Raw genomic sequence first — 23,867 nt, 5'->3', positions numbered from 1 at the left:
CATGCTGCAGCAGAACAAGCCCCCCAGTGCAACAATCGGCAGCTATTGGGAAGCAAGCGTCGACAATGTGCGCTCAGATCGTCAACTCATGGGCAACGCGCTCTTTGACGTGGCGGTCATCGGAGCAGGCTTTGCCGGTCTCAGCGCCGCATTGAAACTGGCACAAAGCGGTGCGTCAGTGTGCATTCTGGAGGCCGAACATGTCGGCTTTGGCGCGTCCGGCCGCAACGGCGGCTTCTGTTGCCTCGGAGGGACCAAGCTGGACGAGCATCAGCTGATCCGAAGGTTCGGACTTGATGAAGCGCGAAAATTTGTCGCTTACCAGGTCGCCGGTATCAATCTCGTCGCGCAAAGGCTCAAAGACTGGAACATTGATGCAGATTGTCACTCGAACGGCGAGATCTACCTGGCCCATCGGGCCAGGGATCTGCGCAGCCTCGGCGATGAAGCCGCATTCCTGAAAGAAAATTTTGGTATCAAGGCACGCGTTCTGTCTAAGGCGGACCTGGATGCAGAAGGTTATGGCGGCCCCGGATTTCACGGCGGTCTTCATGTGCCATATGGTTTTGCTCTCAACCCAATGAAATATGTGCTCGCACTTGGCGACGAGGTGCGCAGAGCCGGTGCACGGATTTTTGGCAAATCACCGGTCACAGGGCTCAGCCGGGACGGCGACCGCTGGAGGCTTGAAACAGAGCAAGGCTTTGTGCGCGCGAAAAAGGTCGTGCTTGCAGGTAACGGTTATGCGCGTGAGAACGTGCCAAACTGGTTATACGGGCGGACACTGCCGGTGATGTCCTCCATCCAGGTCACGCGGCCCCTGAGCGCAGACGAACTGTCGGATCAGGGATGGACCGCGGACACAATGGCCGTGGACACCAGAATTTTGCTGCATTACTTCCGTCTGTTGCCGGACGGTCGGTTCCTGTTCGGGACGCGAGGTGGAATTTTCGACAACGAACCGGCTCTGGCAGCAATGCGAAAACGGGCACGCAGCGACTTCGAAACGATGTTCCCAGCCTGGGCACACGTCGAGGCAGACTTCAGCTGGCACGGCAATGTCTGCATCGCGCGCTCCTTGACACCGTTCGTTGGTGAGATTCCGGGCATGGAGGGGATATACGCAGCCATGGGCTGGCATGGCAGCGGCGTCGCCATGGCCTCAATTTCAGGCGAAAAGCTGGCTGGCTTGATAACCGGCTCACTGAAGCAGCAGGAACTGCCCGCGCCGCTTCAAGCGCCCCTTCGCAAGTTTCCCCTTCCAGCGTTCCGAAAACTCTTTCTCCAAGGCGCCTACTGGTTTTACGACTGGCGAGACAGATAAACTCTGTTCAATCAGCGATCAAACACAGATCCGCGCGCCGCGCAGCCTACTTCACCTCGATAGTGTATTTATGGGCCACGTTCCTGATCTTGGCAGAACCATAGTCATACATGTCCATTGTGAATCTGATCCGAAAGACGTCCTTGCCGCGGAAGCCCCTGTTGGGCTTGTACACCACGACGGTTCCCCTCACAGGCCTGCCGGCGCAGCGACCGGCTTTTTCGCCGAGTTTGGTGTTTATCTGCTGAAAGGAGACGCTGCCGTTTTCGGGCTCCCTGGTCACCTTAATCTGGGGAGTTACGCCGCTTTCACATTCAGGACTGTAGGTTCCGTGAAGACCTACCGCCGACGATTTGTTGGCCGGTATGGTTTGACGGATTGTATCGGCAATACTGAAGGAGGAAAGGAGTAAGAGAAAAATCAAACCAAATAGAATGCGCATTGTCTAACCTAGTCATTATTATCAGGTGTAGATTGGCTAGGCGATGCGCCTAATGATTGCAATATCTGCGTTTGACGCAAATCATGTTGTCTCCGCGTGTTGCCGGATTGCAACTCTGGATGGGTTACCCAGGTGTTTGAGGGCAACATGTCCCCGATCTTTGGGCCGCTTGGGATGTTTCGTGGAACCCTTTTGTCAAAAATCAATGTCGTGAGGTTTGAACTTCGGTCCAGTGCAAGGTGTCCGGAGGGTTTGATATGGCAGCACAGTCGAAACAGGACCTTTTGTCACTGGCCGAAAAGGAGTTTGCGAAACTGGAACTTCTTTTGGAAAAGCTACCCATTGCGCTGCAGCTAGAGGCAGACGGCGAAGGCATTTCGCCGAAAGACATCGTCGCGCACCGTGCTCACTGGATTGAATTATTCACGGGCTGGTATGCGGACGGCCAGCTCGGCAAGACGGTTCATTTTCCAGCAAAGGGATACAAGTGGAATGAGACCAGGAGGTACAATGCGGACCTCAGAAAACAGCAGGAGGACATGAGCTGGCTCGAGGCCGTAGCGCTTCTTGAACAGAATCACCTGAAGCTGATGGACTTGGTCGAAAAACTGTCGGATCAGGACCTCTATGCTGGACCTATGAAAGGAGCGAACAACGCCTGGACAACCGGCCGCTGGGCAGAAGCCGCAGGCCCGAGTCATTACCGTTCGGCTGCCAAGTATCTGCGGCAACGCCTAAGGGAATTCGAGCAGCGGGCTGAGGCCTGAGCAGACGCTGAGCTTGTATGAATTGAACACGTCAGGACTTGCGGCTGACCACCGCGACATTGACTTCGCTCCAGATTTCAAATCCAAGATTGCGATAAAGCGCGATTGCACCGTGATTATCGGCATAGGCATGGAGGAAGGGCGTATCACCGCGCCCGCGAATGTCGGCGGCAATCTGTAGGGTGAGGGCGCTTGCAAGACCTCTGCCCTGATAGTCCGGATGCGTGCAAAGTCCGCTGATCTCGGTGTAACCCTCAAGGTTCAACCGCGTCCCGCCCATGGCGGCCAGCCGCCCGTCGAGTTTAACACCCAGGAACGTACCGAGTTCGGGTGTCCGGCTGGTAAAGGGGCCTGGCTTGGTCAACTCCGCAAGCGCAAGCATTTCGGGTACGTCATCATCCGACAGCACTGAAATCTCGAATTCATGTGACTTTGCCGTCTTCGCGATACGTTCCGTCATGAGGACACCGAGCGCAGTTTTTTCAGCAACGAGTGTGTCTGGCAGCAGGATCTGTTCGGCCTGCAGCAGGAACACCGGTGTCTCGTTCCGTCCGATCAGTGCCGCCAGCGCGTTCAGAGCGGCGGCAGAATTGTCCTTCGAGGCAGCAAAGGGGGAAATCTCTGGATCAAACCGCCTGGCGAGCGAACCGCCCTTTGAAATCCGGCTCTGCCGGGACGAAAGAGCTGACCAGACAACGCGGTTCAAACGATCGTTCATTAGTTCGCCTCCGCAGCTTCGCGGTTGGTCAGATGCTCATAGTGCCATGCGGATTGATCCCAGCAGCTCAAGACCTGACGTGCCGCCTCTGGTACGTGGCTGCGCTCATAATCCGGACCTTGAAAGGCGATAATGTCTTCAATCGCGCGGAAGCGCATGATGGTCATGAATTCCACGCCGTCGGCATGCGGACGTCGCAAGACCTCAATGCCGAGATAGCCAGGTACCTTCATGGCTTCGATACCGGGGATGACTGAACCGGTCAGGATCTGAAAGTAGCGGTCGGCATTTTCCCGTGTGGTCCACCCGCGCCAGATTCGTTTGATCATCGGTCGGTCTCCATCTGTTTCATAAGCGCCGCCCAGTCCGGGATGTCATCCTTGGCGCAGCGTTTCTTCAACGGGACATCCTCCAGCGCATCTTCCAATTGCGATAATTGCTGCAACAGTGAACCCTCCAACTCAGAACAGGCGTCTTTCACCGCAATCATGATCCGCGGCCAAAAAGTGTCTTGTAGCTGGCGGACCAGTGCTGCGCCCTTGTTCGTCAGGGCAATCCTGTTGATGCGCCGATCGGTTACGTCCTGTCGTCCCTCAACCAGCCCGGATGCCTTGAGACTGTTGACCATCCGCGTGACGCCCGGCTGGCTTTGCCCGACAGCCTCCGCAAGATGCCCGATGCTGAGAGGTCCATTCCGGTCAAGCGCGGCAAGCACCGGGTTGTGGGACGCTGGCAATTCGGCACCGGCGAGATGCATGCCGATGCCCTGAGTTTGTGCTTGCAGCTTTTCACCAATCCGTTTGAGCCGGCTCCCGAGTGTGCTGTATCCAAGGACACGGACGACATCTTCAACCATGTGGCACCTCCATTAATATAGCAAATAATATAACAAGTTATATAAATCAACAGACTTGACATTGAGACGCATATAATTAACCATATGGTTATGGAACGAATTGGTTATATATCTGATCAAGTGGGACTGGATGCAGTCTTTTCTGCCCTGTCCGATCCAACCCGGCGGGCGATTTTGACACGGCTGGCAGCGGGGGAGGCGTCTGTGAATGAGATCGCCGAGCCGTTTAACATGAGCCAGCCGGCAGTCTCAAAGCATTTGAAGGTCTTGGAGCGTGCTGGCCTGATCACACGCGGTGCGGACCGCCAGCGGCGTCCCGCCCGATTGAACGCCGGTCCGATGAAGGACGCCGTTGCCTGGTTGGAGGAATTCAGAAAATTCTGGTCGACGAGTTTCGATCAACTCGACTCTTTACTTGAAGAACTGAAAAACACGGACAAGCGGGAGAACTGACGTGTCGTTGCCTGAATATATTCTCGAAAGACGTTTCAACGCGCCGCGTGAGCTGGTCTGGAAAACATGGACGGACGCGGATCTGCTTGCCCGCTGGTACGGTCCTGGGGTGGAAACCGTCATTCACCAACTCGATGTCAGGCCTGGTGGCCTCTGGCTGAACGAAATGCGGTTCGGCGGCGGGTCGCACTATCAGCGGGTTGAATACACAGAGGTCATCGAACCTGAGAAGCTTGTCTGGCTGCATTCTGTTTCGGATGCCGACTGGGAAGTCACGGCCAACCCGATGATGCCCGACTGGCCTCGCACACTCCTGACAACGGTTACCTTCACCCAGTCCGGTGATCAGACCGAGGTACGGCTTGTCTGGACGCCTCACGACGCTAGCGACGCAGAAATCACTTGTTTCGCAGGCGCCATCAGCGGCCTCGACAAGGGCTGGGGCAAGGGTATGGAAATGCTGGAAGAGCTGCTGGCGGAATTGCAGAACTGACAATATTGGCCGTTCGGCCGCCGAGCGAACGTTCACATCATGCCGCACGCAGTCCCGGACTTGATCCGGGACCATTGTCGATGCGGAAAAACGGCCCCGGCTCAAGGCCGGGGCGGCGATCCCTGATTGCTCAGCCTGAAAGCTGATGCAACATCAGGCGTATGGGGCCACCAAGCCGGCTATGGCTTAATCAAACTCCGGTCCTCGCGCTCGGTAAGGTGTGATTTCCTTCCAGGCTTTCATCAAGGTGTCCAGCTCGTTGTCAGCGTGGGGCGCCATGATGATCTGAGGTTTCACCAGGAGGTCGCCGTGCCCGCCATTCTTGGTCGGCAGGCCTTTGCCTTTAAGACGCATGGCCTTTCCGCTGGACGTGTTCGGCGGTATCGTCAGGTTCACCGCGCCGGACAGTGTCGGCGTTCGAACCTTGGCGCCAAGCACCGCCTCATAAAGCGTCAGCGGCAGGTCCAAATGAAGATCGGACCCTTTCACTTCGTAAAGCTTGTGCGGTTTGATACGGACCTCGACCATGACGTCGCCGGCGGGACCGCCGTTTTCGCCCGGATGGCCCTGGCCCTTCAATCGGATTTTTTCGGCTTCTTCCAGACCTTTCGGCAACGTCACGTTGACCGTCTTGCCACTCGGCAGTGTCACCTGCGTCTTGCCGGAATTGACGATGTCCTCGAGCGACACACGAGCAACGATTTCCACGTTCTTGCCCTTGGCTTTTGGCGGTGCTTTCGTACGTGCGCCGCCGCCGAACCCCGCACCGGCACCAGCTCCGGGACGGGACCCCGATCTGCCACCGAAGCCGCCGAAAATGTCGTTCAAAATGTCGTCAAAGCCGCCCGCGCCGGCGCTCGAGCGAAAGCCCTGGCCACCGCTGCCGGTTCCGAAATCCTCATAGCCTGAGAAGCCTTCAAATCCTTTGGACTGGAAGCGCTGCTTGCCTTCCGCGTCAATCTCGCCACGGTCGAACTGCGCCCGTTTGTCCTTGTCGCCGACGATTTCGTAGGCCTGATTCACTTCGGCAAAATGCTGTTGTGCCGCCGGATCATCCTTGTTCTGATCCGGATGGTATTTTTTGGCCAGCTTCCGAAAAGCCTTCTTTATGTCGCCCTCGCTGGCATTTTTTGCCACCCCGAGAACGCTGTAGGGATCTCGCATTCACATCACCAGGTATCTAAGATTTTCCAGCCCGCCACCTCACGCACAAACGCTCCGGATACATGACCTGCTCCGAAGCGCGCGTTTTCTCGAGGTAAACTTGACCGGACTTCTATTATATATCGGAACGAACTAACCGGATTTCCAGTCCTTCGTCCGCGATAGGCAGGTGCTTTCTTATGATTGGATTTGTCCAGGCGATCAAGCGTCGGCAACGCTAAGCGCCGTCACGGCAAATTTTTGCGTGATATCTCTGCACGCCGTGCCTGAATAGAGCCGGATGCCTGCGATGGTGTTTGCTGTCGTTTCGAAGGAGAGGCAGCCCGTTTCACCAAGGGTGCCGGCATCGATTTTTGTGAGGGTACCGGAATTCCCGCTGATCGGGTTCAACCAGGACAACAGCACCTCTTGATCGTTTTTAACCTCGTCGACGGACGTCGCGATCGTATCCAGGTTTTCAGCGATCACGGCGCGGTCGTCTGCGTCAACGTCCGCATAGGCCTGGTCGGTTGAAGAAGGGATTGAGCCGGTAAGGACCGTAGGTGTCTCGACATTGTTGCTGCCGATGGGCACTGTCACCCGGGCGCACCCGGCAAGGCAGCATCCAAGCAGAAGAACGAGTCCGACAAGAGACTGGATCTTGCCGCACCTGACAGTATATGAACGCATACGATACACTCTACAGACAGCCCCCGTGCTGGCAGATTGTTGCCGTACTGCAGGCGGTCGAATTCTTCGACAGGTAACCTATGACAGACCTCAAGCATCCCCCCGAAGAGTTAACAAAAGGTGACTTCGCGGAGGTCAAGAAACCATTTGATCTTTTTTCTGAATGGTTTGAGGACGCCAAGGCCTCAGAACCGAACGATCCGAATGCCGTCGCGCTGGCAACGGCCGATGAGACCGGACTGCCGAATGTACGCATGGTTCTGTTGAAAGAGGTCGATGAGCGCGGGTTCGTGTTTTACACCAATTTCGAAAGCGCCAAGGGCATCGAGCTCCTGTCTTCGGGCAAAGCAGCCATGTGTTTTCACTGGAAGTCCCTGCGCCGTCAAGTGCGCATTCGCGGCGCAGTTCAGCAGGTCTCGAGCGAAGAGGCGGACTCATATTACCAGTCAAGACCGCGCGGCAGCCGCATTGGTGCCTGGGCATCCAAACAGTCGAGGCCACTTGAAAGCCGTTTTGCGCTGGAAAAGGAAGTTGCCAAGTTTACAGCGAAGTTCGGCATTGGCGACATTCCCAGACCCGACTACTGGTCCGGGATGCGCCTTGTGCCGACATCGATCGAATTTTGGCATGACCGGCCATTCCGCTTGCACGACCGTATCGTGTTCAAACGGGAGGCCCCAGATCAGCCTTGGGAAAAGGACCGGCTTTATCCGTGAAGACCGCGTTTTTGCGACAGCTCGTGTTCTAAAGAAGCCGCTTCCAGCGGAAGAAGAGGAAAGTGGCGATTACCGACACCAGCATCATGCCGAGTGAAAACAGAAAGCCCTGTTCCCATTGCAGTTCCGGCATGTTGGCGAAATTCATACCGTAAATCGATGCGATGAGCGTCGGGGGCAGAAAGATTACACCGAGCACGGTAAAGATCTTGGATATCTGGTTCTGTTCGAGCGTAACAAGACCCACCGTTGCATCGAGCAGGAAGGCCAACTTGTTGTCCAGCGCGTCGGCATGTTCCTTGATTGAACGGATATCCCGTCCGTAGGTCTTTAGCTCCGTTCCCTGTTCTTCGCTCAGGCCAAGCCGCCGGGCATGCGTGTTCATGAACAAAAAGGCTCTGGAAAGGCTTGTGCAAACGTCATGCATCTTGGCGACGTGCAGGCCGATCTGGCCCAGTTGCTTGATCGCCACCTGGTAGCTCGCCGTTTTGCGCATGTTGAGACCTTCTCCGAACACCTGCACGGCAAGTTCGTCGTAACGGGCAGAGGCGCTTTCCATCTCATCGGCGCAGCGGTCGACAATGATGTCGAGCAGTGCATAGAAAACTGCTGGCCCCAAATGGGCGATCGTGGCGTCTGCCTGCACTTTCTTGGTCAGAATCGCAATCGATCGTGGTTCGCCGTAGCGCACGGTGACCAGACGTTTTGCGCTTAATACGAATGTGACGGATGAAAGGATGGGATCGAGTGTGCGGGTCGCCATCGGCATCTGGGTGGTCATGACAACGGCACCTGGCTCTACGTAAAGCCGCTCCGACGTCTCGATCGACGCGATTTCTTCCCGTGTCGGGATCTCGGCGCCCATCAGTTTTTCGGCGGCTTTCTGCTCGTCTCTGGTGGGAGCCACAAGATCTATCCAGACCGAGGTCGCCGGAAGCGGTGCGTCCGGCGCAAGTTCAATTCGTTCCAGGCCTTTGACGGACGGGCAATAGGCAATGATCATATGGCAAACTCCGCACGGTCGCGTTGCACCGGAAGGGGCCGGTCGCGGGTGACAAGAGCCTGATGAGAAAGCGAGTTAGGTGGCTATTGCAAGAGATTTTCGCACACCTTCCGGTCACAGCCCCTCTCAGCCCGAGCGGTGCAGCAGGTCACAATCAGTTCGATAGAGTGGCGGACACAACGATATGGATGTGTCGGCTGCCGGTGCGAAGCAGAAGTCAAACAAACCCTTAGCCGCCAGGTCTTGCATCCCAGCGGCAGGAAGCGTCTGCGGTATTTGGGACCGCGGCGTTCTGAAAGGGTCTTTACTCCGCGGCCTGTGTCACTGCGATTGTGCAAATGGCACAACGGATCGGGGCACAAAGTCACGGAGTGCTGGCCGCAGCCGGCACGATCTCGTCAAATAATCAGTCCACACAGTCGCGGTAAATTACTTGTTTTTTCTTTTTCGTCGCGCCCGCGTTCTTACACAGCGCCGCTGCATTCAAAGCAGCAATGCCGACGGGCTTGTACTGGTTAATCAACTTGGCTCCCGCCGGTTCTTCTGATACCGGTTGGGATGATTTCTCAGACATTTTTCCAGGTCCGTTTTTTGTTCCAGTCCCCGCTAACTGGCGATTTGGTGCGCGGTAAACTGCGGGCCGCGTGCATGTCGTGTCCAATTGCGGCATTCCAAGGGCGGGATCTTTAAAATTTGGATTTATCCGCGATCGTTCCGCAATCGGCATTGAAATCATGCGCTTCTTTAGCTGTCTCAGCCAGTCAAATTCTATAACAGGATGTAACGCAGAGGCAGCAAATTTGAAGTAACGCGTTAAGTAAATCGTAACGGTTGCGTTCTTGGGTATTCACTCGGTTGCGACAGAATTCGGCCTTCACAGCAGATAACTCGTGTAGGCGCGAGGCGGTTCGCCTTTGTATGCGCACAAAAATCCCTTGAGACATCGCAATATTGTAAGCACGGCCGTCAATGCAACTACTGTCAGTCCTGTAAGTATCAGCAGAGAAGAAAGGTCGGCACCCAAGAGGATCAACAGGCTTCCAGTGCATCCCCCGATGACCATCAGTGCGATTGTTGTGCGAATATAGTAGTAGTGGGCGAATATGCGCTGTTCTGCGGGTTCCGAGAAGGTCACGGCAAAGTAAAGTGCCAAGGGAGAAAGGAAAAAGGTCGGAATGAACGCATAACACAAGACGATATTGCTGAAACTCGATCCGAACAGACCACCGGTTCTCTTGTCCTTGTTCTGCACGCTTGGATCTCTTGGACGGTGGTGTTTTTATACCGGGTTGGGCGGGCACTCGCCAGTCAACGAGCCACTTTGCGGATCTCAGCAATCCTTGCCGCGTCCGCGACTCAGGGTGGTCAATTTGCTGACGATACGAATTTATTCTGAGCGAGCAGTGGAAGTGAAGTTCATTTTTGACAATTTATCTGTAAACAAAATAGAAATCTGATTTGGCCGATCGCGCGCACACATGCGTTTGCGATGCAGGTTGGGACCATATGAAGCGATACGCCATCCACAAAACAGCTTCTGCGCCGGCGAGCCGAACGATGGGCTCGATTGCGCTCGCAATCGCTGTCACCGCGTTTCTTGCCAAGAGGGTAGGTCTGGTGGAAGCGGATGTTTTTGCGCTGTCGCTTGCCAGCGCCGGTGCGTTTGCGTTGATCGCGCTTTTGCTGGCATTGATCGCGTTCCACCGCATCTGGACCCTCGGCGGGCCGGGTATTCCCGCGGCGCTGACGGGAACGTTCTTTGCTCTGATCGCTCTGTTCCCGCCAGCGCTGGTCGCAGGAATGCTGATTGCCAGTCCGGGCGCGAATGATATCACGACGGATAAGTTCGACCCTCCTGAGGTGAAACCGCAGACCGTCGCAACGGAACAGCCGTTTCTGACCTGGACGACGTCCGTATTGGAGGAAAAGGTCTGGCCGGTCGTATCGGAGCGTAGCTTGTCTGGATTGCTGGGCAATATTGAACCGGACCAACGCGCCTCCGACATAGTGCCCAGAAGATACAGGATCGCTCCTGGACGGCTACACGTTGCCGGTGCCAAGGCGCTTGAAAACCTGAACTGGACTGTCGTCGACGAACTACCCCCTGATCTTCTCGATGCGGCAACGCGTTTGCAGGCGGAAGGCGCGACACCTGTCCTCGGGTTGAAGTTCGACGTGGCACTCAGAATACGACCGGACCGGGTCGGCGCGTTGCTGGATGTGCGGTCCCGCTCCAGAACACCCTTGCGGGATGTCTCGACCAACGCGGGCCAGATCAGAACCGTGTTCGCCGAAATCGATCGTGTCTTGCTTGAAACCTACGGAGACATCGGCAGGTTGTCGGTGGAAGAGAGCGATCTGGAAGAAACGCTCGAACCGGAATTGATTGAAACACCGCAGAGCGTCGTTCCGTTGCCTGGGTTCAAGCCTTATTTCGAAGACGAGGTAGAGCCGGAGGGTGTCAGTCCGGATGTTTCCGATTTGGCCGGCTGAACCTCATTGGACCAGTCTTTGGCGAATTGGCGGTTTGCGGTCCTGTGTAGGACCCCGGCTTAGGACGGTTTTGACCCATTCGAATAATGAGCTGTGAGCGAAAGGTCAGGCGTTGAGGAGACAAGGCCTCTTTCAACAAGGTCCTCAAGATGCGCAAAGACAGACAGGCCGGCAGCAGGATGAAGTGACACATCTATGTCCGCATAAAGCTCATTGACAATCTCTGGGATGGACCAGCTGCGTTTGGCCATGAGCGCGAGAATGGAAGCCTCCCGCTGGAGGCGGTGCCGCTTGAGATGCTGCACATAGGTGTGTGCATCCGAGACCTTTCCGCCATGCCCGGGATAGTAATTTGTTTCCGGCCTCGATAGCAGCTTTTCGATAGATGTCATGTAGTCGCGCATTGAACCGTCTGGCGGTGCAACGATCGACGTCGACCAGCCCATGACATGGTCGGCGGACAGCAAAAGGTCCTCACCCTGAAGGGCAAAGCAGAGATGGTTCGCCGTGTGCCCCGGAGTTTCTATGGTCTCAAGGCCGAATTCGGCGCATTGGAAGACCTCCCCGTCTTGTAGCTGACGGTCCGGCTGATGCTCTTTGTCACCGCTGCTGTCCAGCGGGTTGATTTCATTTTCGAAGAGGTCACGCGCGGCCCTGTGTGGGCCGCATCCAACAATCGGTGCGCCGGTTTCCTGTTTGAGCAATCTTGCACCCGGAGAATGGTCCATATGCGTATGAGACACCAGAATCGCTTCAATCTTTGATCCTGCACATGCCTTCAACAGTGAGTCGATGTGCTCCGGCAGGGCAGGCCCTGGATCAAGGATCACGATTGAGCGCGTGCCGAGCAAATAGGTATTGGTTCCCTTGAACGTAAATGGTCCGGGGTTGTTGGCAGTCAGCCGTCTGAAGCCTGGAGAAAGTTCCGCAGGAGACCCGTAGTCGGGGGTGAAGTCGCGATCGTGTTTCATGCTTGCCATCTCGGGATGCTCGGGACCAGCGCGGAAATCCAGAAGTGTCCAACCGCCTGGACAAGTGTCTTCTGTATTTCGGAAAAGCAAAACCTTTAAAGACGCTGTCCGTCGTCAGATGCGTCATGTATCTGACGTTTGAATCAGCTAGGCAACACTCAAAAGATCGAAAAGAAATACGCAGGCGAGATTTGTTTCGTTTCCACTAAGTGAAGAAATTTGCCGGTACAACAAAAAGGTGGTGCTCTTGGCGAGCAGATCTTTGCCGGAACTTGAGATAGAGTGACTTGGCGACAGACGATGCGAGACAGAGGGAACGTGGTGGAAAAGCATGACGGATGATCAGGAGTGCCGGTTCGACGTTTTGTTGAATTTACCACGCGACCGGGCATTTTCGCTTTTCGTCGACAAGTTGGAATTGTGGTGGCGGTCTCCGTTTCATGAACAGCGCGAAGGCCAGGTTGATGCAGGCATTGAGCCGTGTGTCGGAGGAAGTTGCTACGAGATAGACGGCAATGGACGCCAGCGAATTTGGGGAACGGTCCTGTCGATCGAACCACCGATTTACATCAGGTTGGCGTGGCAGATTTCCCAGGACGGGGAAGAAGTGGCCGATCCCCTGACTGCGAGCCGCGTAATGGTGAATTTTCGCGAAGCAGGTGAGCAAACCCGGCTCGAAATCGTACACAACGAGTTTTTGCGCCATGGCGAAAAGGGCACGGAATATCTTGAAAAGATGCGCCGGCAGGACGGTTGGCCGACGATCATCCAAAATTTGAAGGCTGCGGCTGCAAATCCGGTCCTGCGCTAGTGTCGGTTTAACCAGGGTCTAAGAAATTGGTATGTGTGTCGCTTGCCTGACATGCTTGGTGTGATACTTGGGCTGTAGCCCGCTTCCGATACCAGAAATTCGACCTTGCAAATTATTAAGGCGTCGAAATAGTGTCGGCAAAACGAGGCGTAAGCCACAGGTTTCCGATTTTGCGCATAAGTCCATGTCATCATCTTCCTTAGATGAATCCTCTGAGGTTCAGTCCGCCGCCTCTCCCCTTACAAGAATGGGCGAAGCCCGCTGGGTGCTTTTGACAGCGCTGGCGGCGGCGATCGCGGCTGTTGTCGCCTTTCAGGTTCCCTTTTTGCCCGCAGCCGGTGCGATGCTGGGCGTGACCGCAGTAGCGGCGTTCGTTCCCAGACGATCCGCGAGCCGCCGCGTCAGGCTGAGCACACAACGCGAAATGCGCCGGATGTGGCCGGGCACGGGAATGAAGATGACGGTTGATGCGCTGCCGACGCCATGCTTCGTGGCCGACGGACGCGGCATTACTCGATATGTCAACGCGCAGGCGCTTGCAGCGTATGATGGCGTGAAACCTGGCGATCCGCTGTCCTTCTCCTTGCGCGCGCCTTCCCTGCTGGAGGCGTTTGACCGGGTGTGCAGCACCGGTGACGCAGAGCGGATCAGCTGGATCGAAAAGGTGCCGACGGAAACGTGGCACGAAGCCCACATTGCACCAATCTACATGCCGGGCTCGAATGCCCAGAACCGCTCTCACAACCTGCCGGACTTTATCCTTGTCGTTATCCAGGACCTGACCGAAAACCGGCGCCTGGAACGCATGCGGACCGACTTTGTCGCCAATGCCAGTCATGAACTGCGCACGCCGCTGGCGTCTTTAACCGGCTTCATCGAAACCTTGCAGGGCCCCGCGCGCAACGACCCCGAAGCCCAGGACCGGTTTCTGTCGATCATGCTGGATCAGGCCGAGCGGATGCGCCGGTTGATCGATGATATTCTGTCCCTGTCCAGGATCGAGTTGAAGGCACATGTTCGCCCTGCCTCCGTTGTCGATCTGTCGGAGATCATTCGCCATACGTCAGATGCCTTGTCGCCGCTGGCCAAGGACCTGGGTGTTGAGATCCGCATCGACTTGCCTGAAACGGCTGTTCGGTTGAAAGGTGACAGGGACGAGCTTATTCAGGTCGTTGAAAACCTTGTTGAGAACGCGCTGAAATACGGCAGCATCGGCAACTACGTTGATGTCGGATTGAGCGCGCATCCGGAGGATCAGGATCTTGCCTACTGGATCCTTTCCGTTCGCGACTACGGCGAGGGTATACCGAGCGAACATCTTCCACGTCTCACCGAAAGGTTTTACCGCGTGGACGTGGACTCCAGCCGGGCACTGAAAGGGACAGGCCTCGGGCTTGCTATCGTCAAACATATCCTTACGCGCCACCGCGCACGTCTGGAGATCGAGAGTGAACCCGGCGAGGGGGCCACATTCAAGGTATGGTTGCCGGCTCTTGAAAAGTCCGATGAGCCCGAGCAGCCAGCGACGGCACAACAGGATTGAAGCTCTGCAGGGAGAACGTCTTGAGCGACGGCTGAAAATCAGGACCGCTTCACTTACTGGTCCGTGAGGCCGGGTTTCCTTGACTGTCGGTTGACAGGTTACGAAAGCCCGCAACGGGATCTTGGACTGTTTCTCTCTTTCGCCCCAACATGGCAACGGGCGCACAGCGCGCGCGGAATGCGTCAGGCCGTTTTCCTGAGAATACCCACATTCGTTTGAATCGATCCGATCTAACTCTGCGCTAGTGTAAATTCGCCGCGTGCAACCGTTGCGTCAGTGTTGCATTCTTTGTGACCTGATGCTGACACAAAACAGTCAAGAATAGATTTTTATCTATATTTTTCAGTATCTTAAATTGTCACAAAACTGAGAAGAAACTGTCATAGAACTCTCATCCATCGGGCCTAGGTTCCCGGCATCACCCGTTCATTTCCGTGTTCGGTGATCATCTACAAACCTTGACATTCAAAGGGAGTGGTCAAGTGAAATTTACGACCCTCGTAAGCGCAACGGCTCTGGCTGTTGCTTCCACTGCATTCGTTGGCGCAGCTCAGGCTCGTGACCAGGTTCAGGTTGCAGGTTCTTCTACAGTTCTTCCGTATGCTTCCATCGTTGCAGAAGCTTTTGGTGAAAACACCGACTTCCCGACACCGGTCGTTGAGTCCGGCGGTTCTTCCGCAGGTCTGAAGCGTTTCTGTGAAGGCGTTGGCGAAAACACCATCGACGTTGCCAATGCGTCCCGCAAGATCCGTGACAAGGAAATCAAGGCCTGTGCCGAAGCTGGTGTCAAAGACATCATCGAAGTTCGCATCGGCTATGACGGAATCGTTTTTGCGTCTCAAAAAGACGGTCCTGCTTTCACGGCTTTCGAACCGGTTGACGTCTTCAACGCTCTTGGCGCCAAAGTCCTGAAGGACGGCGAAATCGTCGACAACCCCTACAACAAGTGGTCCGAGTTCAATGCTGAACTTCCGGACGTCGACATCGCTGCCTTCATCCCGGGCACAAAGCACGGCACGCGTGAAGTCTTCGAAGAGAAGGTTCTGGCTGTTGGTTGTGAAGAGTCTGGTGCCCTAAAGGCAATGATGGACGCTGGCATGTCCGAAGACGACGCTGAAGACGCCTGCATCGCAGTCCGTCGCGACGGCAAGTCCGTTGACATCGATGGCGACTACACCGAGACACTGGCTCGCATCGACACCAACTCGAACGGCATAGGCGTTTTCGGTCTCGCATTCTACGAGAACAACACCGACAAGCTGAAAGTCGCCACCATGAGCGGCATCGCGCCGTCCACCGAGACGATCGCTTCCGGCGAGTACCCGGTTTCCCGTCCGCTGTACTTCTACATCAAGAAGGCGCACATCGGTGTGATCCCGGGCCTGAAAGAGTACGCTCAGTTCTTCATCGCTGACGAAATCGCTGGTCCGCAGGGCCCGCTGGCTCAGTATGGCCTGGTTTCGGATCCGGAGCTGGCTGCTGTTCAGGCGTCCGTCTCCAACGAAGAGACAATGAAGTAATCGAGCACACGCTCGATCGACGGGGCGGCATATTCCGCCGCCCCTTTTCTTTTCGATTTCCGTTATACATCCGGGGGAGCAAATGCCTTTGTTCTGGCTCATCTTGATCGTGCTTGCCATCGCTGCGGTGGGGTACGTTCTGGGGCGGTCGCGGGCCATGTCCAGTGCCGGGGGAGAGCTGTCAGCTCTGCATTCCCTACCGTCCTATTACGGGGCAAACGTTGCTATGAAGGTGATTGTCCCTGCCTTCCTGCTCCTCATTGTTTGGCTGCTCGCGCAGCCATTTTACGTTAACAATGTCATTTCCGGCATGATCCCTGAAACGTCGATCGCAGAAGGATCGTCGCGTGGGCTCGTTCTCGCTGAAGTGCGCCGTGCTGCGAGAGGCCTCGACAACGCCGTCGCAACGGGTGCCATGACAGAGGAATTCGCGCGCAACGCGCGTGCCGACTTCGCCGATATCAGCACGCGTCTCAGAGATGCCGGGCAGATCGTCACCTCCGAGATAACGCAGCCGATCCTGCGGGCTGCACAGCGGTATCGCGTTCTGAATGCCACCGGCAATCTGATCATGTCGATTGCGGTCATTCTGGTCGCACTTTTTGCTGCATTCTGGGCTATTCGGGAAACCAATGCCGAGTTCAGGGCGCGCAACGTCGTCGAACAGGGCATCAAGGCAATCTTGATTGCGGCGGCGTCCATTGCCATCCTGACCACCATCGGGATCGTGTTGTCGCTGGTGTTCAACACCTGGGAGTTTTTCCGGCTCTACCCGGCTTCGGATTTCTTCTTCGGCCTGACATGGTCTCCGAGTTTCTCTGGGCGCGGCAGCTCGTCCCAGCTTGGTATTCTTCCGCTGCTTTGGGGCACATTCTACATTTCCATCGTCGCGCTGCTCGTTGCCGTGCCGATCGGTCTTTTCGCGGCGGTCTATCTTTCGGAATATGCCGGCCCGAAGGTGCGTGCCGTCGCCAAGCCGCTGCTTGAGGTTCTGGCAGGCATCCCGACCATCGTTTACGGTCTGTTTGCGCTTCTGACCGTCGGTCCGCTGCTCTTGTCCGTCTTCGGCAACGAAGGGCTCGGGATCATGCAGGCAGGAACGGCGGTTATGACCGCGGGCCTCGTCATGGGCATCATGCTGATCCCGTTTGTGAGCTCGCTGTCGGACGACATCATCAACGCCGTGCCCCAGGCAATGCGCGACGGGTCTTATGGTCTTGGGGCAACCAAATCCGAAACGGTGCGCCAAGTAATCCTGCCGGCCGCGCTTCCCGGGATCGTGGGCGCCATTCTGCTGGCGGCATCACGCGCGATCGGTGAAACGATGATCGTGGTCCTCGGTGCCGGTGCAGCCGCGCGCCTCAGCCTCAACCCCTTCGAGGCCATGACCACCGTCACAGCCAAGATCGTCAGTCAGCTGACCGGAGATGCGGACTTTGCCTCACCGGTCGCACTGGTGGCCTTCGCGCTGGGCATGACACTTTTCGTGATAACCCTGGGTCTCAATATTGTCGCACTCTACATCGTGCGCAAATACCGGGAGCAGTATGACTGATGACCGACGCAACACTTCCTCCCGAGACATCCGCATCGCCAGCCAAAGCACCGATGCAGCCGAAGTCGCTCTACGCTCTCGATGACCTGACCCGCAAACGCAATGCTGCGGAAAAGCGCTTCCAGGCCTATGGCATTGGGGCGATAGCAATCGGGCTGTTCTTCCTGGTCGTTCTGGCTTACGCCATCATCTCGCAGGGAATTCCTGCCTTTTCGCGCACGGTCGTTGAGGTCGAGTTTACGCTGACGCAGGAACAATACAACGCTGCTGAAGGCACGCTGTTCAAGACAAAGGCCTATGAGGAGATCTTCATCAACGCCCTGTCTGGCCAGCTCCAGGACAGCGGGATCGAAACTCCGGTAGAACCCGAAGCCATCGAGCGCATCGTTGGCAAGCCGGGTAGCACCATCCGTGAGTTTTTCCGGGAAAACGAGGATCAGCTGGGTCAACCGGTCAGGTTCGACCTTGCAGCCTCCTCGAGGGTAGATGGCTACATGAGTGGCCGGATCACCCGTGAAGGCATGACCGACAGCCGCTTCCTGATGGCATCGGATCTGGACGTCGTCGATAATCTTGTCGAGGCCGGTGTTATCAAGACCGTGTTCAACTGGTCATTCATCACCGGTGCTGACGCGGGCGTGGACAACGCCGCTGCCGCGGGCATCGGCGCTTCGGTGATCGGGTCCTTCTTCATGATGCTGGTGGTGCTGTTCCTGTCGCTTCCGATTGGAGTGGCCGCATCCATCTATCTGGAGGAATTCGCCCCGCAGAACAGGTTCACGGACCTGATCGAGGTGAATATCTCGAACCTGGCGGCCGTTCCCTCGATCGTGTTCGGTATCCTGGGCCTTGCGGTGTTCATCCAGTTCATGCATCTGCCGCAGTCGGCGCCGCTGGTCGGTGGACTGGTTCTGACGCTGATGACGCTTCCGACGATCATCATCTCCACGCGTGCGTCGCTGAAGGCGGTTCCGCCGAGCATAAGGGACGCCGCGCTCGGTGTCGGGGCCTCCAAGATGCAGGCGATCTTCCACCACGTGCTGCCGCTGGCAATGCCTGGCATCCTGACCGGGACCATCATCGGTCTCGCACAGGCTCTGGGTGAGACGGCGCCATTGCTACTGATTGGTATGGTGGGCTTTGTCGCGCGAGGTTACCCGGATGGCTTCATCGCCGGCTTCACCGATCCAAACTCGGCAATGCCGGCCCAGATCTACACCTGGGCGGCGCGGTCCGATCTGGCCTTTACCGAGAAAGCCTGGGGAGGAATTATCGTACTTCTGATCTTCCTCCTTACGATGAACATTATCGCGATCATCCTGCGCCGCAGGTTTGAGCGCCGCTGGTAAGGATTGATGCGATGAACGAGATGCCGAGTATCGAACAGGCGAACGAAATGACCGAGAGCAAAATATCCGCAAACAAGGTTCAGGTCTTTTATGGCGATAACCAAGCTATCAAGGATGTGGACATTGAAATCCAGCCGCGTTCAGTGACGTCCTTCATCGGTCCGTCCGGCTGCGGCAAATCCACCTTCCTGCGCACGATCAACCGTATGAACGACACGATCGATATCTGCCGCGTGGAAGGATCGATCAAGATCGACAACGAAGACATCTATGACCCCAAAGTGGATCCGGTGCAGCTTCGCGCAAAGGTCGGGATGGTGTTTCAGAAGCCGAATCCGTTCCCGAAGTCGATCTACGACAATATTGCCTATGGGCCGCGCATTCATGGACTTGCCCGCAACAAGGCCGAGCTCGATGACATTGTGTCCTCCAGCCTGCAGAAAGCGGGTCTGTGGGAGGAGGTCAAAAACCGGCTGGACGAGCCTGGAACGGGAATGTCCGGCGGACAGCAGCAGCGTCTTTGCATCGCACGCGCGATTGCCGTGAGCCCTGAAGTGATCCTGATGGATGAGCCTTGTTCCGCACTTGACCCGATTGCGACGGCGAAAGTCGAGGAGCTGATCGATGAGCTTCGTGAGAACTACACGATCGTCATCGTGACCCACTCCATGCAGCAGGCGGCTCGCGTCTCACAGCGCACGGCGTTTTTCCACCTTGGCATCCTGGTAGAAGAGGGACTGACTGAGGATATTTTCACGAACCCGAAAGACAAGCGCACTCAAGATTACATCACTGGCCGTTTCGGCTAAGTGTATTTCCGCAATCTGAAGGGGACACAGGATGTCAGAACATACAGTTTCGGCCTACGATGAGGAACTGACCGCAATGGCCGGAAAAGTCGCCGAGATGGGCGGCCTCGCAGAACGCGCATTTGCCGACGCCGTCTCAGCACTCGTCTCGCAGGATCTGGACCTGGCCAAATCGACGATCGCCAACGATGAGCGTCTCGACGCGCTCCATCAGGATGTCGAGATGAAACTCATCGAGATCATCGCACGCCGTCAGCCCATGGGGCAGGATCTTCGCGAAATCACGGCAGCAAGCCGTATTGCCAACGATCTTGAACGTGTCGGCGATCTGGCAAAGAACGTGGCCAAGCGCGCGATCGCGATCGACAGCAGTCTGCAATCCAAGAAACTGGCGATTGGTGTCGAACACATGAGCGAATTGGCTCTCGGCCAGTTGAAGCGGGTTCTCGATGCCTACACACGCCGCGATGCAGAAGCCGCGCGCCGCGTGCAGGAAGCCGACGCGGAAGTTGACGCCATCTACACCTCCCTGTTCCGGGAGCTGTTGACATACATGATGGAAGATCCGCGGGTTATCACGCAATGCGTGCATCTGCTTTTTTGCGCCAAGAACATCGAACGCATCGGCGACCACGCGACAAATATCGCGGAGAACGTCTATTACATGGTCACGGGCGAACGGCTTCCCGAGGATCGTGAAAAGTATGATGAAACAACAAGTGCTGGCTAAGCACTGACTGACTGCGGGAAATTTACGGCCGGCACCCTGATGCCGGTCGACAATATCGGAGCGTGAACGAATGCCGAAGGTGCTCATCGTTGAAGACGAAGAACCGCTCAGCCTTCTGTTAAGATACAATTTGGAAGCGGAAGGATACCAGGTTGAATCCTGTATCCGCGGAGACGAAGCGGAAATTCGTTTGCGGGAAAGTCTGCCCGATCTGCTTTTGCTGGACTGGATGCTCCCAGGGCTCTCCGGAATTGAGCTGTGCCGGCGTTTGCGTGCCCGGGAAGACACCGAACGCCTGCCGATCATAATGCTCACGGCGCGGGGCGAGGAGGCGGAGCGTATTCGCGGTCTGTCGACCGGTGCCGACGATTATGTCGTAAAGCCGTTTTCTGTCCCTGAGCTCATGGCCAGGGTGCGCGCAATCCTGCGCCGTGCCAGCCCGGAAGTCGTCTCCACGATGCTCCGGTCCGGTGACATTGAACTCGACCGTGAAACCCACCGCGTTCGTCGCAACACCAAGGAAATTCACCTGGGGCCGACCGAGTTCCGTCTTCTTGAATTTCTGATGACATCACCCGGCCGCGTGTTTTCGCGCGAACAGCTTCTGGATGGTGTCTGGGGTCATGACGTTTATGTCGACGAACGCACTGTCGATGTCCACGTAGGCAGACTGCGCAAGGCGCTCAACAAGGGCAAGGCAAAGGATCCGATCCGGACTGTACGTGGCGCAGGCTACGCCTTCAACGACCAGTTTTCGATCGCCAGCTAAAGCTGTCTGCTGGAAGTCAGCGGCATAAGACCACAAAAATACCCGCCCGGTTGGGCGGGTATTTTTTTGCTGTGGAACTCACATCTTCGCGGTGATGAATTGTCCCGCCTGGATCGTGACCTCTGGAACGATCGTCATCGGCGCGGAGCCTTTGATCTGCATGTCGACTTGATAACGGCCCGGCCCTAGCGGCATCGGCGGCCAGGGGTTGCTGGAGGACGCGCTCCAGCTGATCTGCGCTTCCTGTCCGTTATCAAGGTTTTTGGCTGTGACCTTGATTTCACCCGGGATCTCGGTCTCGAACTTGATACCGGAGGTGAGCTTGGCGTCTACAAAACCCTGCTCCGGTACAGTGATCGTTCCAAACTCGGCCTCTGAGTGATTGTGCTCTGAAAGCCTGAGTGCGACCTTGTATGTTCCGGGTGCCAGGAACACGGGGCCACGGCTGTCGAACTTCGTTTCCACGCCCGCTGCATCCGTAATTTTGAGATAGTAGATCTGGTCCCAGTCGTCGTTCCAGGCCAGGTTCAGCCCCTGATCAAGCGGAACTTCGGTGAGTTTTCCTTTTTCCAGCGAGACCTTGCCCAGGTTTACCTCCGAGTGGTCGTGTTCGCTCTGGCGGACGATCAGCGTGTAGTCCCCGGCAGGGACCGGTACGGCATCCCAGACCCAGTACCATGCGGCAGGCTCGCGTTTGCGGAAACCATGTTCGAGATCGGTGTCATTGCTGAGCAGTTGCCAGTAGTAGGGTTTGCCTGTGCCTGTAGGAGGAACAAGCTTCAGACCCGTGTCGATCGCGACCTCGGTTGTCTGACCCGGCGCAACGGACACAACTTCCGGCAGGGTCACTTCCTGCGCGCCATGTTCAAGATGCCGCCAAACGAGCTGATAAGCGCCTGGCATCGTGGTCACGCTGTCCTCGGTGACCTTTGCGACTTCGTCTGCCGTTTCCGGATTTGTGATTTTCCAGTATTTGGGCATCTGCACCCAATCCGCGAGCTTCAGCTTGATGGTGCCGGGTCCGGCAATCTGTATCTGAACAGTGCTCGCGGTTTCCTCGACCGCGGGTGCCTCGACGACGATTTCTTCTTGTTTGGCGATGCTTTCGGTGACCTGTGTGAGCGCACCGGACAGCCCTGAGGTGTCGTTGGCTTCGAAATAGGCGCCGCCGCCTTTTTCGGCAACACATTGCAGCTGCTTTTGCGCATCTGCGTCGACACCGTAACCAACGACGTGGATCTTGAGACCCGCGTCGGAGTTTTTCAGGGCTTCCGCAAGGGCGCAGGGATCGCCGCTGCAAGTCTCAATACCGTCCGACACCAACACGATTGTTCTGTCGTCTTCTTTTCCGGTCAGTTTCTCCGCCGCCAGGCGAAGGGCCTCCGTAATGGGTGTTTTTCCGCGTGGAGACAGAGAACCGACTTTGGCCCCGATTGCAGCGCCCCCGGCAGGAGCGATGGGATGGACCAGTTCAATGTCCGAGCAGTCGCCTTTTCTCCGGTGACCGTAAGCGATCAGGCCGGCATTGAGGGACGCAGGCAACTTGGATGTCAGGCCGCTAAGCACTTCGCGGGCCACGGTTATCTTGGATCTTCCGTCTTCGAGGCGGCCCCACATAGAACCGGAAGCATCAAGAATGAACATTGAGGATGGTTCGGCAAACCCGGGAGTGGTTGGATTGATACCGAATGCGAGCACAGTAGACGCTATTATTAGCTTAAGATTTTTCATTCTATTCCTCTAATTTTCATGGCTGACTAGAGTATAGAAATCCAGTCAATTAGAGAGATGGTTAATGAAACTCAGATAAAACCTTCTCTCGATTGGTTTCACGTTAGAAGAAGTCGAATTACTTTCTGTAATATTGATCACAATTTCGTATACCGCTGCGGAATGTGCGCGTATATTGGCAAGTAAGGTAAATAAAACAAGAAAACCCGCCCATGCGGCGGGTTCGAATTGTCAGTTGTAGGCTCGGCTGGTCTTCAGGAGGCCTGGGCAACCGTCTTGCGCTCGCGGCGCCGGTCAGCGACGGGCTGATAGGCTATTCGGCAATGGTGGGCACAATAGGGGACACCCGCGTCCGACTGTCGGCCGCAGAAATAAAAGTCGTCTGTCGCCGGATCGCCGATGGGCCACTTACACGTGCGTTCAGTCAGCGTGAGAATGGTAGCGCGCTGTGAAATCGGCACAACCAACTCGTGCAAAGGTTCCAGATTGGGTTTGATTTCAGCTGCGGGAGCAGGTGACGTGTCCATCTTCAGCGCCGTTGCACCGATCGTCTGTGGCTGCTGTGCGGGTTTCTTCGGCGCTGTTCCGGCAGATGGGCTGGCGGTACGGGGCCGGCGTGGCTTTGAACTGGAGCTTGAAGTCTTGGCGCGTCCGGAAAGTCCGAGCCGGTGCACCTTGCCGATCACTGCGTTGCGGGTAACACCCCCAAGTTCGCCTGCGATCTGACTTGCACTCAGGCCTTCGCTCCAAAGTTTCTTGAGCAGTTCAACCCGTTCGTTCGTCCAACTCATTGCCCGCACCCTTTAGTTCGGCCATTCGGCCATTAACCCCGTGTCAGTCATGCGCTAGCATGCCCAATTGTGGCATATCTTGTGCCTCTTGGTGATGTGCCACACGAGATCTCGTGTTTGATGCTCCAGAGGTTACAATAACGTTAATTTGTGAGGCAACCGCTTCGAACAAACCAGTTGGGGATGAGCA

26 protein-coding genes are annotated in these 23,867 nt (G+C 56.3%); 14 read left to right on the top strand and 12 right to left on the bottom strand.

The features are described 5' to 3' along the window. Position 1: 1 nt before the first annotated feature. Positions 2-1,324: an FAD-binding oxidoreductase gene (locus Q0915_RS23935; protein ID WP_299479965.1), complete on the top strand. Its 1,323-nt coding sequence runs from the start codon at positions 2-4 to the stop codon at positions 1,322-1,324. Between the two features lie 46 nt (positions 1,325-1,370). On the opposite strand, the gene Q0915_RS23930 is transcribed toward Q0915_RS23935, so the two are convergent. Then, positions 1,371-1,766, bottom strand: a complete 396-nt coding sequence (locus Q0915_RS23930) for a hypothetical protein (protein WP_299479963.1) — start codon at positions 1,764-1,766, stop codon at positions 1,371-1,373. Between the two features lie 257 nt (positions 1,767-2,023). Between Q0915_RS23930 and Q0915_RS23925 the strand changes: the two genes are divergently transcribed. After that, positions 2,024-2,533 (top strand): ClbS/DfsB family four-helix bundle protein, encoded by a 510-nt coding sequence (locus Q0915_RS23925; protein WP_299479962.1) that lies wholly within the window; start codon positions 2,024-2,026, stop codon positions 2,531-2,533. 31 nt (positions 2,534-2,564) lie between these two features. On the opposite strand, the gene Q0915_RS23920 is transcribed toward Q0915_RS23925, so the two are convergent. From Q0915_RS23920 to Q0915_RS23910, 3 genes are read right to left on the bottom strand one after another with little or no spacing between them, the layout of a single operon-like run. After that, complete coding sequence (locus tag Q0915_RS23920) at positions 2,565-3,251, bottom strand: GNAT family N-acetyltransferase (RefSeq protein ID WP_299479960.1); 687 nt, start codon at positions 3,249-3,251, stop codon at positions 2,565-2,567. Then, a complete protein-coding gene (locus Q0915_RS23915; protein ID WP_299479956.1) occupies positions 3,251-3,580 on the bottom strand; it encodes an antibiotic biosynthesis monooxygenase in 330 nt (109 codons plus the stop codon). Before Q0915_RS23915 ends, Q0915_RS23920 begins: the two co-directional genes overlap by 1 nt. Continuing rightward, complete coding sequence (locus Q0915_RS23910) at positions 3,577-4,107, bottom strand: MarR family transcriptional regulator (protein ID WP_299479954.1); 531 nt, start codon at positions 4,105-4,107, stop codon at positions 3,577-3,579. The genes Q0915_RS23915 and Q0915_RS23910 overlap by 4 nt, the downstream gene beginning before the upstream one ends. A 90-nt stretch (positions 4,108-4,197) precedes the next feature. Between Q0915_RS23910 and Q0915_RS23905 the strand changes: the two genes are divergently transcribed. Further along, the gene (locus Q0915_RS23905; RefSeq protein WP_299479951.1) at positions 4,198-4,560 is read left to right on the top strand and encodes a metalloregulator ArsR/SmtB family transcription factor; all 363 of its coding nucleotides are present in this window, start codon (positions 4,198-4,200) and stop codon (positions 4,558-4,560) included. 1 nt (position 4,561) lies between these two features. Continuing rightward, positions 4,562-5,053 (top strand): SRPBCC domain-containing protein, encoded by a 492-nt coding sequence (locus Q0915_RS23900; protein ID WP_299479948.1) that lies wholly within the window; start codon positions 4,562-4,564, stop codon positions 5,051-5,053. A gap of 186 nt (positions 5,054-5,239) precedes the next feature. Here Q0915_RS23900 and Q0915_RS23895 read toward each other — a convergent pair whose 3' ends face one another. Continuing rightward, positions 5,240-6,217 (bottom strand): J domain-containing protein, encoded by a 978-nt coding sequence (locus tag Q0915_RS23895; RefSeq protein WP_299479945.1) that lies wholly within the window; start codon positions 6,215-6,217, stop codon positions 5,240-5,242. Between the two features lie 201 nt (positions 6,218-6,418). Continuing rightward, positions 6,419-6,886 carry an RT0821/Lpp0805 family surface protein gene (locus Q0915_RS23890; RefSeq protein ID WP_299479942.1) on the bottom strand — a complete coding sequence of 156 codons (468 nt, stop codon included), beginning with the start codon at positions 6,884-6,886 and terminating at the stop codon, positions 6,419-6,421. A gap of 80 nt (positions 6,887-6,966) precedes the next feature. Here Q0915_RS23890 and pdxH point away from each other — a divergent pair, with 80 nt between their 5' ends. Next, a complete protein-coding gene (gene pdxH, locus Q0915_RS23885; RefSeq protein ID WP_299479940.1) occupies positions 6,967-7,602 on the top strand; it encodes a pyridoxamine 5'-phosphate oxidase in 636 nt (211 codons plus the stop codon). A 28-nt stretch (positions 7,603-7,630) separates the two neighbouring features. On the opposite strand, the gene Q0915_RS23880 is transcribed toward pdxH, so the two are convergent. The 3 genes from Q0915_RS23880 to Q0915_RS23870 all read right to left on the bottom strand — a co-directional run bounded on the left by Q0915_RS23880 (position 7,631) and on the right by Q0915_RS23870 (position 9,857). After that, positions 7,631-8,605: a magnesium transporter CorA family protein gene (locus Q0915_RS23880; RefSeq protein WP_299479937.1), complete on the bottom strand. Its 975-nt coding sequence runs from the start codon at positions 8,603-8,605 to the stop codon at positions 7,631-7,633. Between the two features lie 406 nt (positions 8,606-9,011). Continuing rightward, entirely contained in the window at positions 9,012-9,179 is a 168-nt protein-coding gene (locus tag Q0915_RS23875) for a hypothetical protein (RefSeq protein WP_299479934.1), read from the bottom strand. 300 nt (positions 9,180-9,479) lie between these two features. Continuing rightward, the gene (locus Q0915_RS23870; protein ID WP_299479932.1) at positions 9,480-9,857 is read right to left on the bottom strand and encodes a hypothetical protein; all 378 of its coding nucleotides are present in this window, start codon (positions 9,855-9,857) and stop codon (positions 9,480-9,482) included. A 254-nt stretch (positions 9,858-10,111) separates the two neighbouring features. Between Q0915_RS23870 and Q0915_RS23865 the strand changes: the two genes are divergently transcribed. Next, positions 10,112-11,098 (top strand): DUF1499 domain-containing protein, encoded by a 987-nt coding sequence (locus Q0915_RS23865; RefSeq protein WP_299479930.1) that lies wholly within the window; start codon positions 10,112-10,114, stop codon positions 11,096-11,098. A 59-nt stretch (positions 11,099-11,157) separates the two neighbouring features. On the opposite strand, the gene Q0915_RS23860 is transcribed toward Q0915_RS23865, so the two are convergent. Further along, positions 11,158-12,069, bottom strand: a complete 912-nt coding sequence (locus Q0915_RS23860; protein WP_299479928.1) for an MBL fold metallo-hydrolase — start codon at positions 12,067-12,069, stop codon at positions 11,158-11,160. A gap of 331 nt (positions 12,070-12,400) precedes the next feature. Here Q0915_RS23860 and Q0915_RS23855 point away from each other — a divergent pair, with 331 nt between their 5' ends. The 8 genes from Q0915_RS23855 (at position 12,401) to phoB (ending at position 21,155) form a co-directional block, all read left to right on the top strand. After that, the gene (locus tag Q0915_RS23855) at positions 12,401-12,880 is read left to right on the top strand and encodes an SRPBCC family protein (RefSeq protein ID WP_299479924.1); all 480 of its coding nucleotides are present in this window, start codon (positions 12,401-12,403) and stop codon (positions 12,878-12,880) included. A gap of 184 nt (positions 12,881-13,064) precedes the next feature. Then, positions 13,065-14,423 (top strand): ATP-binding protein, encoded by a 1,359-nt coding sequence (locus tag Q0915_RS23850; protein ID WP_299479922.1) that lies wholly within the window; start codon positions 13,065-13,067, stop codon positions 14,421-14,423. Positions 14,424-14,905: 482 nt separating this feature from the next. Beyond that, positions 14,906-15,943, top strand: a complete 1,038-nt coding sequence (locus Q0915_RS23845; RefSeq protein WP_299479920.1) for a substrate-binding domain-containing protein — start codon at positions 14,906-14,908, stop codon at positions 15,941-15,943. An 82-nt stretch (positions 15,944-16,025) separates the two neighbouring features. Then, complete coding sequence (gene pstC, locus Q0915_RS23840) at positions 16,026-17,498, top strand: phosphate ABC transporter permease subunit PstC (protein ID WP_299479918.1); 1,473 nt, start codon at positions 16,026-16,028, stop codon at positions 17,496-17,498. Then, positions 17,498-18,847 (top strand): phosphate ABC transporter permease PstA, encoded by a 1,350-nt coding sequence (gene pstA / locus Q0915_RS23835; protein WP_299479916.1) that lies wholly within the window; start codon positions 17,498-17,500, stop codon positions 18,845-18,847. The genes pstC and pstA overlap by 1 nt, the downstream gene beginning before the upstream one ends. 11 nt (positions 18,848-18,858) lie before the next feature. After that, positions 18,859-19,656 carry a phosphate ABC transporter ATP-binding protein PstB gene (gene pstB / locus Q0915_RS23830; protein ID WP_299479914.1) on the top strand — a complete coding sequence of 266 codons (798 nt, stop codon included), beginning with the start codon at positions 18,859-18,861 and terminating at the stop codon, positions 19,654-19,656. A 31-nt stretch (positions 19,657-19,687) separates the two neighbouring features. Then, positions 19,688-20,386, top strand: a complete 699-nt coding sequence (gene phoU / locus Q0915_RS23825) for a phosphate signaling complex protein PhoU (RefSeq protein WP_299479912.1) — start codon at positions 19,688-19,690, stop codon at positions 20,384-20,386. Between the two features lie 70 nt (positions 20,387-20,456). After that, a complete protein-coding gene (gene phoB / locus Q0915_RS23820; RefSeq protein WP_299479909.1) occupies positions 20,457-21,155 on the top strand; it encodes a phosphate regulon transcriptional regulator PhoB in 699 nt (232 codons plus the stop codon). Between the two features lie 78 nt (positions 21,156-21,233). Here phoB and Q0915_RS23815 read toward each other — a convergent pair whose 3' ends face one another. Beyond that, a complete protein-coding gene (locus Q0915_RS23815; protein ID WP_299479906.1) occupies positions 21,234-22,886 on the bottom strand; it encodes a VWA domain-containing protein in 1,653 nt (550 codons plus the stop codon). Between the two features lie 254 nt (positions 22,887-23,140). Next, entirely contained in the window at positions 23,141-23,677 is a 537-nt protein-coding gene (locus Q0915_RS23810) for a GcrA family cell cycle regulator (RefSeq protein WP_299479903.1), read from the bottom strand. Positions 23,678-23,867 lie beyond the last annotated feature (190 nt).

Source organism: uncultured Roseibium sp. (assembly GCF_947494555.1).
Taxonomy (GTDB): Bacteria; Pseudomonadota; Alphaproteobacteria; order Rhizobiales; family Stappiaceae; genus Roseibium.
The sequence above is the reverse complement of the archived record's forward strand: the minus strand, read 5'-3'. Positions and strand labels throughout refer to the sequence as shown.